We start from the raw sequence: 15,511 nt of genomic DNA on the forward strand, positions 1-15,511 counted from the left end.
AACGCCCCCGATCGGGCCGTTCGGTCCGGTTCGCGCCCCGCGGATGCGGCAGGCGTCACTGCTGCATCATGTTGGTCCAGGCGTCCTGCATCTTCTGGTCCAGTTCGGCGCTCGGAACCGGATAGAGCTGGGTGTTCTGCAGATAGCCCGCCTGGTCGTCCCATCGCAGCGCCTGCTTCTGCTCGGGCGCCAGATGCTCGCCGGCCTTCTGGTTGGTCGGCATGCCCCAGTAGCAGGACGAGGTGGCGAGCCGCGCCTGGCCCTCCGGGCTCATGATGTACTGGACGAATTTCAGGGCGAGGTCCGGCTTGGCCGAATCCTTCATGACGGCGATCGACTGCGCCCAGCGGACGGCTCCCTGCTTCGGCACGATCCAGTCGAGGTTGGGCTTGTCCTTGGCGAGCGAGGCGGTGATCCATTCGCCGCCGCCGACGAGGATGTCGACCTCGCCGGTCGCAAGTGCCGTCTGGGACGAGATGACGTCGCTGACCTGCTTGGAGACCGCCTTCATCGCCGACAGCTTCTCCTCGATCGCCGGCATGTCAGCCTCGGAGAGCTCGGCGGTCTTCTTGCCGAGGCCCAGCTGCACCAGGCCGATCATCGGCAGGTAGTAGTCGTAGAGCGCGATGCGGCCCTTGTACTTGTCCGACCAGATGACGGAAAGGTCCTCCATGTCCTTCGGGTCGACCTTCGTCTTGTCGTAGGAAATGGTGTTGTAGCCGAACTTTTCGGTCACGGCATAGGTCTTGCCGTCCTTGGTGTTGTTGGCCTCCATCCGCAGTTCGGGGAACAGGTCGGCGGACGGCAGGGCGTCGGCCGGCATTTCACCGAGGAGACCCATGTCTATGACGCGGTGAACGTCGACGGCGTCGATCACCATCACGTCCCAGTCCCCGGGGCGCGACTGCTCGAGGATCGAGATGCCGGCGCCGGTGCCCTCGTATTCCTTCAGGTTGACCTTGACGTCGTTGGCCTTCTCGAACGGCTCGATCAGGGCCGGATCGGTGTGGTCGCACCAGACAAGCGCGTTGAGTTCTTCCGCCGCAGCCGCCTGCCCGGCAAGAAGTGCAACGAAAGCAACGGCTGCAGTGGTGCTGAAAAGTCGGTGTGCGGTGGAGCCCGCGCTAGATCTGGTCATCTTCGTCCCTCTGGTTTTGGCGCTCGTTTTGGCGCCTTTACAAAAAGACTGAATGAATTCATTTTTTAAGTCAATCTGAAAACCGAGGCGGTTCAAGAAGGGGCGAGGCGTTTGACGGGACTGCGCGCAAGACAGAAGGCGGACAAGAACCGGCGGATCCTCGAGGCTGCCACGGGCCTCTTTCGCGAGGTGGGCTACGATGCCGCGCGCATCGAGGACATCGCGGAACGCGCCGCCGTTTCGGTCGGGACGTTCTACAACTACTACCAGAGCAAGGGCGACATGCTGCTCGCCACCGTCGCCATGGAGGTCGAGGAAGTGATCGATGCCGGCCGCTCGATCGTCAGTGATCCGCCGCGGGACGTGCTGTCGGCGGTGAGCCGGCTCATCGACCAGTACTACGACCATTCGCTGGTCTATCTCAGCAAGGAGATGTGGCGCACGGCGATGGCGATCTCGATCCAGCAGCCGGAGACACCGTTTTCCAGACGTTATACCGATCTCGACAGGGCCCTCTGTGCCCAGGTCTCGACGCTGGTGCGCAATCTGCAGGCCAGGGGCGCCGTTCGCGAGGGGATCGATACGGCCGCCGTCGGCGCGATGTTCTTCAACAATCTCAACATGATGTTCACCGACTTCGTGCGCGACGAAGCCATGACGCTCGAACGGCTGAAGCACGAGGTGGCCCGCCAGAACCGGCCGCTGGCGACGCTGATCAGCGTCGGGGCAGACTAGGGGCGTCGCGCTCGGGACATCTGCGACAGCCATCCTGCGAGCGCAGCCCTACCGGGCGAGCGCGCCGATGACCCGCGCTCCCCGATGGGGAGCCGGCCCTACTCGGTATAATACTTGGCGTAGTGCTTGCGGTATTTCTCCGAGCCGCCGCTGTCGCCATAGGTCGGCAGCTGCTCCATGTCGGTCTTGTTCAGCACCACGCCGAGGATCTTGGCGTTGATGTCGATCTCCGCCTCGAGGAGATCGCGAACGAGGCGCGCCGGCGTCTTTCCCCATTCCAGCACGAGGATGAAGCCGTCGGCATGCTGGGCGAAGGCCTTCGCGTCGACGACCGGGCCGAGCGGCGCAAGGTCGACGACGGTGTAGTCGAAGGTCTTGCGCGCATTCTCCATCAGCGTCCCCATCCCCGCCGAGGCAAAGATCTCGTTCGTGTAGTGGAACTGCTCGATGCCGCTATGGGGCACGTTCGGCAGGACGGCGAGCCTGGTCTGCTGGTCGACCTTGATCGCCGAAGCCCAGGGAGCGTCCCCGAGCACGGCCTCGACGAGGCCCGCCTTCGGCGCGGGCTTCAGCATCCGGCTGAGGCTCGGGTTGCGGATATCGGCATCGACCAGCAGCGTGCGCTTGCCGGCAGAGGCGAGCAGCAGCGCGAAGTTGGTGGCAAAGGTCGTCTTCCCCTCGCCGGGAACGGCGGAGATGATGCCGATCACCTTGTTCGGGCGGCGCTGCAGGAGCATCTCGCAGGAGAGCTTGGCATGGCGCAGCGTCTCGGCGAAGGTCGACTGCGGCGCGTCGCGGACGATCCGCGTCATCTGCTCCAGCGGCATCGGCGCTACCTCGACGTCCTCCTGCTCCTCCTCTTCGGGCTTCCTGCGGCCCTGCAGCGGCAGCCAGCCGAACCGGGAAGGCTTCTTTCGTCCGCCGCCGATCAGGGGGAGGTAGCCGAGGGAGCGCAGGCGCAGCTGGGTGCGAACGTCGCTTTCGAGCCGCAGGCCCCGTTCCTGCATTTCCTGCAGGAAGGCGAAGGCGCCGCCCGCCATCAGGCCGAGAACGGCCGAAAGCGCGAGCACCATCGTCTTCTTCGGGCTGGACGGGGAGACCGGCACGCCGGCTTCCGAGATCACCCGCGCCTTGGCGATCGGGAACGAGCGCTGCTGCGACGCCTCCTCGTAGCGGTTGAGGTAGGATTCGTAGACGGCCTTGAGGGCGGTGGCCTTCTGTTCCAGCTCGCGCAGCTTCACCTGCGCCTCGTTGGCGTCGGAGTTGCGGCCGGCGACCCGGTCGATGTTGTCGCGCAGCGACTGCTCGCGCGACTGGGCGACCTCGTATTCGTTCCGGTAGGTGGCCGTCATCTGCTGCAGTTCCTGGAAGATCTGCTGTGCGAGGTCGCCCTTTTCCGCGCGCAGCGCCACCGCCTGGGGATGATCGGCGCCGAAGTTCTTGGTGATGTCCTGCTCGCGCTTGGTGACGGCCGAGTAGCGCGTCCTCAGCTCCTGGATGACGGAATTGTCGATTTCCTTCGAGGCCACCGCCGCATTCTCGACGGCGCTCTCCGCACCCGATTTGACGATCGCGGCGAGCTGATTGTAGCGGGCGGACGCGCTGGCCGCATCGGCCTGGGCGATGATCAGCTGGCTGTTGAGATCGGCAAGCTGCTGATCCGACATCAGTGCGCCGCGGGTGGAGATCAGGTTGTTCTCGCGCTTGTAGGTCTCGACCTCCATGGCAGCGGCCTGGGCGCGCTGGCCGAGATCGCCCAGACGCTCCTGCAGCCAGCCGGAGGCGCGTTCGGAGGCTTCGAAATTCGCGCTCAGCTGGTCGGACAGGAAGGCGTCGGCATAGGTCTTGGCGACGAGCGCCGAGAGCTGCGGATCGGCGGAGGTGAACGCGATCGAGACAACCGAGCTGCGCGAGACGCGCTCGACGCGGAGCGACTGCTGCAGCATGGCCGCCGCCTTCTGGCGCCGGGCGTTCGCCAGGGCCTCGTCGGAGACGCGCCCCTGCTTGCCGAACATGCCGCCGAGCGACTTGAACCAGCCCTTGATCATTGCGACCGGCGATTGCGGCGGGTCCACCAGCAGCGGATTGGTCGAAAGGTCCGCCTGGTCGACCACGCGCAGCGCCAGCTTGCCCGATTTCAGGATCTCGACGGTGCTCGCAATTCGCGTGTCGAGCTGCTGGCCGTTCTGCGCGGTGTTCTGTTCCTCTTCCGCGTAGCGCGAAAGGCTGTCGTCGATGAGCACCTGCGTCATCGACGTATAGAGAGGTGTTGCCGTGGCCAGATAGGCTGCACCGCCGATGACGAAGACGACCGCGCAGATCGCCAGCGTCTTCCAGCGCCGCAACACTGCCGAGACAAGGCGATCGAGATCGATGAAGGCGTCGGAACTGTCCGCGGTGTGCGGCAGCGGCCTGTTCAGCGGTAGAGTTCTCTGGTTCATGAAAACCTCTCTGTTCCCGAAGAGGGAAACCTGTCCTGGCGTCTTGCCGGGACAGGTCGAAGATGGGATGCGCCCCGGGCGGGCCGGGCGCATGCTATGCAGCCTGAATGCGGCTCTCATGGGTCAGGACCATGTCCCTGACCGATTCGAACACCATTCCGCCGATGTCGGAACGCGACAGCGCCAGAGCGACGTTGGCCTCGATGAAGCCCTGCTTCGAGCCGCAGTCGAAGGTGCGGCCGTCATAGGGATGGGCATGGAAGCGCTGGGACTTCGACAGATGCAGCATGCTGTCGGTCAGCTGGATCTCGTTGCCGGCGCCGCGCTCCTGCCTGGCGAGAAGATCGAAGATCTCCGGCTGCAGGATATAGCGACCATTGAGGAAATAGTTCGACGGCGCCTCGCCGGCCTTCGGCTTCTCGACCATCGCGGTGACGACAAAACCGTGCGGCACGCTCTCGCCCTTGCCGACGATGCCGTATTTGTAGGCCTCTTCCGGCGGGCACTGTTCGACGCCAACGACATTGCCGCCGGCGAAGCGGTAGAGGTCCATCAGGCCGGCCATGCAGCCGCGCTCGCCGTGGCAGATCATGTCCGGCAGAAGCAGCGCGAACGGCTCGTCGCCGATCAGGTCGCGCGCGCACCACACGGCATGGCCGAGCCCGAGCGGCGCCTGCTGGCGGGTGAAGCTGACGGTGCCGGCGGCCGGCAGCATCGCCTCCAGTTCGCTGACCTGCGCGTCCTTGCCGGCGCGCGACAGCGAGGAGATCAGTTCGGGCGCATCGTCGAAATGATCCTGGATCGCCTGCTTGTTGCGGCCGGTGACGAACACGATGTGCTCGATGCCGGCCTCCCGCGCCTCGTCGAGCGCATATTGCACGACCGGTCGGTCGACGACGGTCAGCATCTCCTTGGGCATGGCCTTGGTGGCGGGCAGGAAGCGGGTTCCGTTGCCGGCGACAGGAATGACTGCCTTGCGTACGCGTCTGATAGTGTCCATCGCGCTATCCTTTGCTGGTGTGGGGGCCGCGGCCCGGGGAACTGTGGCCGGCCGCATTGCGGCCGGATCGTTTGTCTTTGCCTGCGAGCCGGCGAAGCCGCGCGGCGATCGGCATGCGAAGGTGCCGCACGGCGGCAGGGTCGCCGAAGGCGGTGCGCAGCGCCTGCACGAACGCGCGGTTCTTCAGGTGCTCGACGAGATCGAGGAAGGAGCGGGCCTCGGTCAGGCTGCGGGTGCGCAGCCGCTGGGCCCTGCGAGCGTCCGGATCCAGCTTGTGCCCGCCGACGAAGCGGTCGTCGGCCAGTAGCATCGCCTCCACGTGGTGCTTCTTCAGCACCCGCGAGATCGACCCTTCCCGGATGTGGTAGACATAGCCGGCGGTCGGCTCGACGACGCAGCGTCCGCCTCGAGCCAGCGCCGAGGCGAGCAGGATGTAGTCCTCGCCGATGCGCAGGCTCTCGTCGAAGCGCAACCCGTTGTCGTTCAGGAACCGGCGCAGGAACACCGGCTTCATGTAGCCGTAGTTGTGGGTCGAGCGGAAAAGGGCATTGGAGGTGATGAAGGCCGGCAGCGTCAGCTGGGTCTGCCGCGCCAGTTCCGCCTCGGGGAACATGCGCTCGCGCGAACCGTCCTGCGCGACCATGTCGAGATTGTCGACGGCGATCTGCGCGCCCGCCTTCTCGGCGCGCGCGAGCATGCGGGCGAGCCGGTCCGGCTCGACGGCGTCGTCGGAATCGAGGATCGCGATCCAGCGCCCGGATGCCGCATCGAGGCCGGCATTGCGCGCGCCGCCGGGGCCGCGGTTCTTTTCGAGCGCGATCAGCTTGACCCGCGGGTCGGCAATGCCGCGGACGACCTCGCAGGTGTCGTCCGAGGACGCATCGTCCACGACCAGCACTTCGAGCGTGACGCCGCTCTGGGCGAGCGCGCTGTCGATCGCACGCCCGATCGATGCGGACGTGTTGTAGGCGGCGATGACGAAGGAGACGTCGGGCGCTTCGCTCATGGGGTTCGGGTCTCCGGCATGCCGTATTGCTGGATCTCGCGCACGCCCGAAAGCCCGCTGACGACGCCGGCGTGGAGCACGGCCCTGAGGCCGTAGGCGTAGCGGCGGGCGGGCGAGAAGGCGGTCGCGACGCTGGCTGCGGCGCAGAACAGCATCTTGGCGCCGGCAAGGCCGAGCTGCGAAAGCCGGCGTGCGGGGCCATCGGCGCGTTCGGCCAGAAGACGGCCGTGCGTCTGGCCCATCCGGTAGCGGCGCCTGGCCAGCCAGCCGAGCGTGGCGCGGTTCTGCGTCACCGGCTCGTGCACCCAGGCCTCCGGTGCGAAATCGATCCGGGCGCCGGCGGCGGTGGCAAGGGTGAAGAACTCCGTGTCCTCGCCGCCGGTCTTGCCGAGCGCCAGGCTGAAGCGCCGGCCGGAAAGGGCAGGCGAGGTCAGCCGCATCAGCACGTTGCAGGTATAGCCGGTGCGGATCTTGCCGCCGACCCAGACGGGACGGGTCGAATGGAGATCGGCGCGGCGCATCCATTTCGGCGTCGGCGTGCCGTAGATGGCCTTGACCGGCCCGAGCACGACGTCGGCGCCGCTCTCGTCCATCTTCGCCACCAGGCTTGCCAGCCACTGCGGCGTCGCCGTCTCGTCGTCGTCGATGAAGACCAGAAGCTCGCCGCGGCTGTGTTCGAGGCAGGCGTTGCGCGCGATCGAGATGTTGGCGGCCGGGCAATGGACGTATTCGATCGGGAAGGGGATCTGCGAGCGCAGCCCGTCGACGAGACCGGCCGCACTGGGGATGGCGTCGTTGTCGGCGACGATGATGCGGACGGCATGGCCGTCCGGCACCGACAGCGATGCCAGCGAGCGCAGCGTCCGCTCCAGCTCCGGGCGCCGGTAGGTGCAGATCGCGATATCGACCAGCCTGAACGGCAAGGGTGCGAGGGAGGTGCCGTTCATGACGTCACCTGTGCCCGGGTGAAGGACGAGGCCTGCCGCCGGCGGGGTGCCAGCAGTTCGCGCCAGAAGCCGGCGGACCAGGCGAAATGCATGATCATCGCCGAGACGGCGGCGAGCGGTCCGTAGGGGTTGCGCTGGCCGATCGCCATCCAGACGCCGTAGCCGAGGCAGGCGGCCGCCCAGAAGCCGAACGGCAGCACCGCCGCCCAGTTGACGACGGCGAGCAGCGCGCCGGCCGCCACCGGCGCCACGCTGAGCGGGATCATCTGGCGCAGGCTCGGCATGGCGCGGTGCTTCAGGAGATTGCGGGCCCGGCCGCGGCCATAGGCGAAGTATTGCCGGAACAGCGGCCCGGCGCTCGAACGCGGATAGTAGATCATGTTCGTCCGGTCGGTCATCCAGATGCGGTAGCCGGCCTTGTTCAGGCGGAAGTCCAGCTCGGCATCCTCGTTGTGGCTGAATTCCTCATCGTATCCGCCGACGGCGCGGAAGGCGGCGATGCGCATCAGCGCGTGGTGGCCATGGTCGGCCCAGTGGCTCTTGGCGCCGACGCGGTGGCGGGCGCCGCCGTTGCCGAGCTTGGAGTTCTGCGCATAGGCCGTCGCCTTCTGGAAGGCGCCCACGCCGACGGTGTCCATGGCGACGACGACCGAATCCGCGCCCGTCGCCGTGGCCTCGTCGACGAGCACCTGGCAGTAGTCCTCGGGATAGTCGCCGTGGGCGTCGATGCGGATCAGGTAGTCGTACTGGTCGCCGAAGGTGGCGACGGCGAGGTTCACCGCCGCACTCTGGATGCGCTTCGGATTGTCGAGCAGGGCGATGTCGTCGCGCAGGGCGGCGATGTCGCGCACGATCTCGCGCGTGCCGTCGGTGCTGCCGCCGTCGGCCACGACCATCATCGCATCGAGCTCCTCGAGCGCGCCGCCCAGCCTCTGGATCAACGGCCCGATATGGCGGGCCTCGTTGAGGCAGGGGATGACGATCAGGCAGCGAACGGATTTGAGCGGTTCACCGGTCATGTTGCTTCATCTCCTAGATTGCGGCCGACCCCGGTCGGGTCTGTGCGCGGCCACGGAAAGCGGTTTCCCCTGAATGTGCGATCGCCGAGAGGCGCTGGACGAGGTCGAGGCAGTCGTCGCGGCGGAAGGTCCATTGCCGTGCACCCTGCGCGACGATGCTGCCGGCCGCCTCGACGTAGCGCTGGCGGTCGATCTGCGAGAACAGCGCGACCAACCCCTCCACCGAGGCATCCTTCAGCACGAAGCCGATGTCCCTGCCTGCAATGAAGCGGGCGGTCTCGGTGCCTTCGATGGCGATCGGCACGGTGCCGTAGCGGCATCCCTCGTAGATGCGGTTCGGCAGCAGCCAGGCGGAATTCTGGCCCTCCTCGAAGAAGTCGATCGCCCAGGTGAACTGGACCTCGCCGTAGATCTCCGACAGGTCCTCCGGGTTGCTATAGGCGCCGCGGAAGCTCATGAACGGCTCGGCCCGCATGAAGCTGTCGAAATCCTTCAGTTCGGCATAGGTCGGACGGCCGCGGACGACGATCTCGACCTTGCCTTCCATCGCCCGCGAGAAGCGCGAAAGCAGGTCCAGCGACTTGCGGCAGCGGAGCGCGCCGAACCAGCCAATCCGCCAGGGCTCGTCGTCGGCCGGCGGCCGCGGGTCGGGCACCAGCGCAATGTCGTCGTCGAGCTCGAGGACCTTGTTTTCCAAGAGCATCACCGGCGCTTCGATGCCCGATAGCGGCTGGAAATAGTTCTCGACGAAGGCCAGCGAACTCGTCACCAGCAGGCTGACGTCGCGGCCGAGCCTGGCCTCGGCGGCGCGCAGCATCCGCCCGCTGAAATCCTGGCGCAGCAGCAGCCGGTGGATGTCGAGGCATTCGTAGACGATGGGAACGTCGCCGCCGAACAGCGAGACCGCCCGCCGCGCGACGGCGAGCATCTCCAGATTGCGGGCGATCACGATGTCCGGCTTCACGACGCCCCGAAGGGCCGTGCCGAGGTTCAGGCAGGCGCGGGCGACGGCGCCGGCTCGCTGGATGAAGCGCGCATCCTCGGTGGTGCCGAGCTCGATCGTCGTCAGGCTGCCGATGGCAGCGCCGGCGCTCTCGCCCCGGCGGAAGCCGGCGAGCGTCACCTCGGCATTGCCGGTCTGAAGCGCAAGGACCCTGCGGCGGATCGCAGGGTCGGAGAGGTCATGCGCCAGATAGAGGATACGCAGCATGGGATGATCCCGTTTTCAGACCCGGCAACATCCCGGGCGTTGGCGAAGGCAATGGTGGAGGGGCATTCGCCCGCTCCTTCAGTTCAGGACGCAGGCGACGGATTCGGCGAACTGGCAGTCCTCGCCGGGGGCCGTGTAGGCGATCCGGTCGATCTGCATGGACGTCGGTTGGGTATAGTTGAAGGCGCCCATCCAGCCGCTGAGCGTGTCGGTGCCCCAGAGGCTGACGAAGATCTTCTGCGCATGCGTCGGCAGCTTCGCCGGGTCCGTCACCTCGTGCACCATCTGGCCGTTGACGTAGTAGCGCAGGCGGGACTGCTCCCAGACGAAGGCATAGTCGTTGAAGCCGTTGTTGGCGCCGCCCGGCACGTCGACCAGCTTCTCGTTGCCGCCCTTGGCGGCGATGTACTGGTTGAGCTGGACCTTGGCGGGGTTCTTGCCGAGCACCTCGAAGTCGATCTCGTCATGCGGCTTCTTGTCGGCCGGTCCGATATAGGTGAAGAAGGCCGAGTTCAGCCCGGAGCCATCGGCCGTCTTCATCCGCACCTCGTAGGTGCCGTAGCCGAAGCGCTTGCGCGTCTGGACCTCGCCGCAGGCGAATTCGCGCTCGCCGAGCTTGCGCTGCTCGAAGGTGAGGTTGAGCACGCCTTCTGCGATCTTCACCTGATCCTTCGACCAGGTGCAGTTCTGGTGCTTGCCGTTGTTCCAGCCGTCGGAGACGTACCAGACCTTCCGGTCCAGCGTGTCGAAATTCTCCACGAAGGAGGTGCCGGTGGCGCCTTCCTGGGCGCGGGCAGGGACGGCCGTGGCGGCTGCGGCAAGGGCTGCGGCCAGCGTGGCGAGGGCGGTTTTCTTCATCGTTTGTGTCGTCATGGGCGATCGCATCCTTTCACCGTTGCGGGGTCGAGTAGCGGACATCATGGGCGGCGTTGGCGAGGGGCTTCCGGCCGCCCGAACGGCTGCCGGTCAAGAGGGCGTGCAGGCCGGGGAGGCTCTTCTGGACGAGCGCGTGGGTGGCCACGAGGATGGCGATCGTCAAAAGCGGCGCTGCGAAATAGAAGGCGACGTAGCCGTCGATGCCTGCGCGGTTCCACACCATCCACAGGGCGATGAGCAGCGGATAGTGGGCGCAGAAGATCCAGAAGCTGAGGCCGCCGCCCTTCGAAAGCCGCGCGCCGAGGCGGGTGCGCAGCAGGAGGTCGGACAGCGCCCAGGCGCCGACGATGCCCGAGAGGGCGGTGACGGCGCGCAGCATGTCCAGCCAGACCGGGAATTCCGGGCCTATGGAAAAGAGCGCGACCGACAGGAGCAGGGCTGCGGCGATGACGGCGGCCGAAATCTGGCTCGCATAGCGGTCGATCGCGCCGACATCGACGCGGTGGAGGGCCACGGCAATGCCGGTGCTGAAGCCGAACAGGATCGATTTCTTCAGGAAGATCCCGTTCGGCACCGGCAGCACCGCATAGGCGAAGAACAGGAGCAGCGTCGCTCGCGGATAGCGCATCACGAGGACGGCCAGGACCGGCGAGAGCACCAGGCAGAGCAGGAGGTCGCGCAGGAAATAGAGCGGCAGGTTGATCGGCCAGCCTTCCAGCGCGAAGGCAAACGTCGCCATTTCGCGCGGTGTGGCGTGCAACACGTCCGGCAGGTAGCCGAGGCCGACGCCGACCTTCTGCGCCAGGAAGACGAAGGCCAGGAACGACAGGTTCCAGAGCAGGAAGGGCACCAGCACCGTCGTCGCCTTGGTGCGCAGCGTCTTGCCGTAGCTGAAACCGTCGAGGCCGCGACGGAACAGAAGGTAGCCGGAGATCGCGCTGAGGCAGGGGACGCCGATCCTGAACAGGCTGTCGCCCAAAAACACGCGCAGCCAGTCGACCAGGCCGTTGACGCCCAGGAACGGGCTGTTGGCCTGGTCATAGGGAACGTGCACGAAAACGATGCCCGAAATGAGCACGATGCGCATCAGGTTGATCCGCGAAGAAACGCCCGCGTTCATATCCACGATATCAGCTTCTCCTAATGGGCCCCATTTCCGGCAGCCGTTTCGGACAGAGCAGACTTGCGCCCGCGGTCAAAATGGTAGGGTGGTTCGGGCGGAAAAATATGGCGGTGCAGCAAATTTCTGCGGCGGTTTTGGTTGCGCTGCACAATAACCGCCGCGCCGGCGGCCGGCGAAACGTGTTCGAAAGGCTGCGGCCACCGCCGAAAAGGCCCGATAGCACCGGAAATTGCAGAAAGTGCTAATAGACTCAAATAGATGCACGTTCTGGCTGTGGCCGGGCCGCGGAATTTTCGGGATTTTTGCGTTTCGCCGCGGTTTCAGGTTCCAAAACTGGCGCCTGGGATGATCAAATATGGCGAAAAGGCGGCAAAACGATTCAAGCCTCCGTCACGGAAGGCCTGTCGTGCCGTGTCACTCGGCTGGGCTCGGCGCGGCCGCGGGCGAGCGCTTCCGGGCCAGATCGATCAGCTTTTTCAACAGCGGCCGCTCGGTCAGGACGACGAGAACGGCATAGATCACGCCACCGATCACGGCACCGAGCGCGACCTGCAGCGCTGCGTTCGGTACGAGATGACCGAACTGCTCCAGGAGAAGGCGGAGTGCGATCGCCATCGCCGCAGCGGTGAACATCGGACGGCAGCAGGTCAGGAAACCGCGCAGGAAGGGCGTGCCGTCGGCCCGGAAGACGACGAGCGAATAGCCGACGAGGACGAAGGCGTTGACGGCGCAGAGCCAGACCATCGCCGCGACCAGCGTGCCGTCATAGGCGCCGTAGGCGACGGCGGCGGTGGTGATCACTGCCCGCAGGATCGCCCACCAGAACAGCGTGCCGCCGTGGCCGGCGCCCTTCAGGTAGGGGATGAACGTGCTGCAGGGGGTGAGGATGCCCTTCGACAGCGCCAAGAGGCCGAGCACCGGCCAGGCATAGGCCCACTGGTGGCCGAACAGCGTCAGCATCGCCGGCTCCGCGAGCGCCCAGAGGCCGAACATCATCGGCGCCAGCAGCACGGTGGTGACCTGGGTGCTGAGCATCAGCGCGTTCGAGCGGCGGGCGCTGTCCTGCATCATGCTGCTGAAGGCGGGAAAGAGGACGCCCATGACGGCCGAGAGAACGACCTGGTTCGGGATGCTGGAGAACCGGTTGGCCGCCGAATAGGCGCCGGCGTCGGCGAGGCCGAGGAACCGCGAAATCACCACCATCGGCGACTGGAAGCTCACGAAATTGGCGATCTCCGAGCCCATCATGCTGAGGCTGAAGCGGGTCAGGCCGATGACGCGGCCGATCGACATCTGCAGCGCCGGGACGTAGCGCGAGACGGCGAAGAGCCCCACGAGCCGGATCGCCGCCGACAGGAACAGCTGGGCCATCAGGGCCCAGACGCCGAAGCCGGCAAGGGCGAGGAGGACCGCGGCGATCGCGCCGGCGGATTCCGACACCATGCTCCAGAAGGCGTCCTTGCCGAACTGCATCCGCCGCGCCAGCAGCGCATAGGCGACGTCGCCGGCCAGCTGCAGCGGGATCAGAAAGCTCATCAGCCGGACGAGATAGGCGGCCTCGGTCGCCCCCAGCAGCCCGGCGATCGGTTCGGCCCAGACGTAGAGGCCGAGCGCCATCAGGCAGGCGATCGCCAGATTGGCCCAGAAGACCGAGTGGATCGTGCGCATGTCCTCGTCGCGCTGGATGATCAGCGCCGAGGCCAGACCGGCGCCGCCGATCATCGCCAGGAACTGCACGACGGTGAGCGCGACGGCCACCGCGCCGAACTCTTCGGGGGTAAGGATTCTTGCCAAAATCGGTACGGTGACAAATTTCAGCCCGAATGTGCTTGTCTTGGATAAGACGCTCCAGCCGACGTTTCGCGTGATCGATTTCGCGTTGATGGCAGTGGGCATAGCCGCGTCCCGAATGCTGGAGGAGAGGGAAGTCGCTTATTTGTCAAGACTTTAGCGTATGCCTAGATCTTGGGAGGGAGCCGGGCACAGCTCTTTAGTAGGAAAACCGAGAAGGCGAAAAGATGGCGAAGCTGACAGTCGCGATTCCTTACTACCAGAAGGAACCAGGCATTTTGAGGCGAGCGCTCGCCTCCGTTTTCGAACAGACCTACAAGGATTTCCACATCCTCGTCGTGGACGATCAGTCGCCCTATTCGATCGACGAGGAACTGGCGCCGCTGAGCGACAACTGGCGGGCGCGCATCACCGTGATCCGCCAGCAGAACGCCGGGCCGGGCGGCGCCCGCAACACGGCGCTGGACAATGTGCCGGCCGATTGCGAGTTCGTCGCCTTCCTTGATTCCGACGACGTCTGGACTCCCGATCACCTGAAGAACGCCCATGAGGCGATGACGCGCTTCGGCGCCGATTGCTACTGGGCCTCGATCACCGGCGGCGACGCCTTCTACTACCATTTCGGCATTGCCGACCTGGAGGAGACCGAGCGGGTCGACCGGCTGCAGGAGAGCCCGCTCGTGGTTGAAATTCCGGAACTTTCCAGCGTCATGCTGAAGAACTGGAGCTTCCTCCATCTGTCCTGCATGGTGATCGGCCGCAGGCTGTTCGAGACGGTCCGCTTCGATGCCAGGCTGCGCCTTGCCGCCGAGGACGTGCTGTTCTTCTGCGACTGCGTCAAGGCTTCGACGCGGGTGGTCCTGTGCGACGCGCCGGGCGCGGTGCGCGGCGAGGGCATCAACATCTTCCACAGCATCGACAACGACTCGCCGAAGTTCCTCAAGCAGCAGTTCAACACCTGGGTGGCGCTCGACCTCCTGGAAGGACGGTTCGCGCAGCGCTCGAGCGAGGCCCGCTCGATTCGCTCCTACAAGACCACCGCGCGCCGGCAGGCGCTGTGGAGCCAGGCGCGGCGCGTCCGCCGCCGCAAGCTGCCGCAGTTCGACCTTCTGGCAAAGTGGGTCTGGCGCGATCCGGTGCTGCTGCGCAGCGTCTTCGAGCTGGCCGCAGGCAAGCTGGCGCGCTGACCTGCCGGCCCCATCCGGCACCCCTTATATTTTCTCTCAGGAGACCTCGATGAAGCCCTACTACTGGGAATCCGACCACGGCAATTTCGGCGACGACCTCAACCTCTGGCTCTGGGACTTCCTGCTGCCGGGCTTCCGCGACGTCCACCCGGACGTCCTGCTCGTCGGCGTCGGCACGGTGCTGAACGAGGTGCTGCTGCCGAAGACCGGCCGCAAGCTGGTGCTCGGCAGCGGCTTCGGCTATGGCGCGCTGCCGGACATGCGCGACCGCACGCTCTGGGACATCCGCTGCGTGCGCGGGCCGCTGACGGCGCAGAAGGTGGGGGTCGACGAGAGCCTCGGCATCATCGATCCGGCCGTCATGGTCGCGGACATGCCCGAGTTCGCCGGGCTGTCGAAGACGCACCGCAGGAGCTTCGTGCCGCACTGGGAATCGGCGATCGCCGGGCTCTGGCCCGAGGTCTGCGCCACGGTCGGCGTCAACTACATCGACCCGCGCGGCGAGGCCAAGGCGGTGATCGCCGAGATCGCGCGCTCCGAGCTGATCATTGCCGAATCGATGCACGGCGCGATCCTTGCCGACGCGTTCCGCGTTCCGTGGGTGGCGGTATCGACCTCGCGCAACATCAACAGCTTCAAGTGGAACGACTGGGCCGGAACGCTCGGGGTTTCCTACAGGCCGCGCCATGTCCCCGTCTCCAGCCGGGCGGAGGCGATCATCAAGGGCGCGCGCTTCTGGGGCGTGGATTTCGAGGCGCCGCGGCACAGCCCGGCCGAGCCCGCCGCCGGTCATGCCGGCGATGGCGAGGTCCTGGTGCGCGAGAAGGAGCCGCGGAGCACCGGCTTCCGGTCGGCGGCCAAGCAGGTCCTGGCCGCGCCCTCGGCACTGGCGCTCTGGCAGGCAAGCCGCGCCGAGCCGCAACTCAGCACCGATGCGGCCCTGTCCGCGCGCAAGGAACGTTTTCTGTCGGTATTGGAAGGGGTCCGGCGCGACTATTTCTAGCGCGCCGGCAGGTCCGGATCGCGGCGCGGCCGACG

General features: G+C 66.2%; 13 protein-coding genes. 3 read left to right on the forward strand and 10 right to left on the reverse strand.

All coding sequences use genetic code 11. The annotated features are described in order from the left end of the window. Nucleotides 1-55 precede the first annotated feature (55 nt). Nucleotides 56-1,138 carry a spermidine/putrescine ABC transporter substrate-binding protein gene (locus P0086_RS10410; RefSeq protein WP_112607533.1) on the reverse strand — a complete coding sequence of 361 codons (1,083 nt, stop codon included), beginning with the start codon at nt 1,136-1,138 and terminating at the stop codon, nt 56-58. 111 nt (nt 1,139-1,249) lie between these two features. Here P0086_RS10410 and P0086_RS10415 point away from each other — a divergent pair, with 111 nt between their 5' ends. After that, on the forward strand, nt 1,250-1,873 hold the full coding sequence (locus P0086_RS10415; RefSeq protein ID WP_148190926.1) for a TetR/AcrR family transcriptional regulator: 624 nt from the start codon (nt 1,250-1,252) through the stop codon (nt 1,871-1,873). A gap of 98 nt (nt 1,874-1,971) precedes the next feature. On the opposite strand, the gene P0086_RS10420 is transcribed toward P0086_RS10415, so the two are convergent. The 9 genes from P0086_RS10420 to P0086_RS10460 all read right to left on the reverse strand — a co-directional run bounded on the left by P0086_RS10420 (nt 1,972) and on the right by P0086_RS10460 (nt 13,391). Then, on the reverse strand, nt 1,972-4,314 hold the full coding sequence (locus P0086_RS10420) for a polysaccharide biosynthesis tyrosine autokinase (protein ID WP_148190928.1): 2,343 nt from the start codon (nt 4,312-4,314) through the stop codon (nt 1,972-1,974). Nucleotides 4,315-4,408: 94 nt separating this feature from the next. Continuing rightward, complete coding sequence (locus P0086_RS10425) at nt 4,409-5,314, reverse strand: UTP--glucose-1-phosphate uridylyltransferase (RefSeq protein WP_148190930.1); 906 nt, start codon at nt 5,312-5,314, stop codon at nt 4,409-4,411. A 4-nt stretch (nt 5,315-5,318) separates the two neighbouring features. Then, on the reverse strand, nt 5,319-6,320 hold the full coding sequence (locus P0086_RS10430; protein WP_148190932.1) for a glycosyltransferase family 2 protein: 1,002 nt from the start codon (nt 6,318-6,320) through the stop codon (nt 5,319-5,321). Further along, nucleotides 6,317-7,267, reverse strand: a complete 951-nt coding sequence (locus P0086_RS10435) for a glycosyltransferase family 2 protein (RefSeq protein WP_148190934.1) — start codon at nt 7,265-7,267, stop codon at nt 6,317-6,319. The genes P0086_RS10430 and P0086_RS10435 overlap by 4 nt, the downstream gene beginning before the upstream one ends. After that, the gene (locus P0086_RS10440; protein ID WP_112607543.1) at nt 7,264-8,286 is read right to left on the reverse strand and encodes a glycosyltransferase family 2 protein; all 1,023 of its coding nucleotides are present in this window, start codon (nt 8,284-8,286) and stop codon (nt 7,264-7,266) included. The genes P0086_RS10435 and P0086_RS10440 overlap by 4 nt, the downstream gene beginning before the upstream one ends. 13 nt (nt 8,287-8,299) lie before the next feature. Continuing rightward, nucleotides 8,300-9,496, reverse strand: a complete 1,197-nt coding sequence (locus P0086_RS10445; RefSeq protein ID WP_275785182.1) for a glycosyl transferase family 1 — start codon at nt 9,494-9,496, stop codon at nt 8,300-8,302. A 78-nt stretch (nt 9,497-9,574) separates the two neighbouring features. Continuing rightward, complete coding sequence (locus P0086_RS10450) at nt 9,575-10,369, reverse strand: glycoside hydrolase family 16 protein (protein ID WP_148190938.1); 795 nt, start codon at nt 10,367-10,369, stop codon at nt 9,575-9,577. Between the two features lie 16 nt (nt 10,370-10,385). Next, nucleotides 10,386-11,492 (reverse strand): acyltransferase, encoded by a 1,107-nt coding sequence (locus P0086_RS10455; protein ID WP_148191235.1) that lies wholly within the window; start codon nt 11,490-11,492, stop codon nt 10,386-10,388. Nucleotides 11,493-11,909: 417 nt separating this feature from the next. After that, entirely contained in the window at nt 11,910-13,391 is a 1,482-nt protein-coding gene (locus P0086_RS10460; RefSeq protein WP_148190940.1) for a lipopolysaccharide biosynthesis protein, read from the reverse strand. A gap of 122 nt (nt 13,392-13,513) precedes the next feature. On the opposite strand from P0086_RS10460, the gene P0086_RS10465 reads away from it, so the two are divergent. Together P0086_RS10465 and P0086_RS10470 are read left to right on the forward strand one after the other, a co-directional pair. Then, entirely contained in the window at nt 13,514-14,473 is a 960-nt protein-coding gene (locus tag P0086_RS10465; RefSeq protein WP_275785186.1) for a glycosyltransferase family 2 protein, read from the forward strand. A 49-nt stretch (nt 14,474-14,522) separates the two neighbouring features. Next, nucleotides 14,523-15,476 carry a polysaccharide pyruvyl transferase family protein gene (locus tag P0086_RS10470; protein ID WP_148190944.1) on the forward strand — a complete coding sequence of 318 codons (954 nt, stop codon included), beginning with the start codon at nt 14,523-14,525 and terminating at the stop codon, nt 15,474-15,476. Nucleotides 15,477-15,511 lie beyond the last annotated feature (35 nt).

The organism is Mycoplana sp. MJR14, from assembly GCF_029210525.1.
GTDB lineage: Bacteria > Pseudomonadota > Alphaproteobacteria > Rhizobiales > Rhizobiaceae > Mycoplana.

Excerpts from the sequence above, each read along its gene's own strand:
- P0086_RS10410 (WP_112607533.1), bottom strand. The coding sequence starts at position 1,138 with ATGACCAGATCTAGCGCGGGCTCCACCGCACACCGACTTTTCAGCACC.
- P0086_RS10420 (WP_148190928.1), bottom strand. The coding sequence starts at position 4,314 with ATGAACCAGAGAACTCTACCGCTGAACAGGCCGCTGCCGCACACCGCG.
- P0086_RS10425 (WP_148190930.1), bottom strand. The coding sequence starts at position 5,314 with ATGGACACTATCAGACGCGTACGCAAGGCAGTCATTCCTGTCGCCGGC.
- P0086_RS10430 (WP_148190932.1), bottom strand. The coding sequence starts at position 6,320 with ATGAGCGAAGCGCCCGACGTCTCCTTCGTCATCGCCGCCTACAACACG.
- P0086_RS10435 (WP_148190934.1), bottom strand. The coding sequence starts at position 7,267 with ATGAACGGCACCTCCCTCGCACCCTTGCCGTTCAGGCTGGTCGATATC.
- P0086_RS10440 (WP_112607543.1), bottom strand. The coding sequence starts at position 8,286 with ATGACCGGTGAACCGCTCAAATCCGTTCGCTGCCTGATCGTCATCCCC.
- P0086_RS10445 (WP_275785182.1), bottom strand. The coding sequence starts at position 9,496 with ATGCTGCGTATCCTCTATCTGGCGCATGACCTCTCCGACCCTGCGATC.
- P0086_RS10450 (WP_148190938.1), bottom strand. The coding sequence starts at position 10,369 with ATGACGACACAAACGATGAAGAAAACCGCCCTCGCCACGCTGGCCGCA.
- P0086_RS10455 (WP_148191235.1), bottom strand. The coding sequence starts at position 11,492 with ATGAACGCGGGCGTTTCTTCGCGGATCAACCTGATGCGCATCGTGCTC.
- P0086_RS10460 (WP_148190940.1), bottom strand. The coding sequence starts at position 13,391 with ATGCCCACTGCCATCAACGCGAAATCGATCACGCGAAACGTCGGCTGG.
- P0086_RS10465 (WP_275785186.1), top strand. The coding sequence starts at position 13,514 with ATGGCGAAGCTGACAGTCGCGATTCCTTACTACCAGAAGGAACCAGGC.
- P0086_RS10470 (WP_148190944.1), top strand. The coding sequence starts at position 14,523 with ATGAAGCCCTACTACTGGGAATCCGACCACGGCAATTTCGGCGACGAC.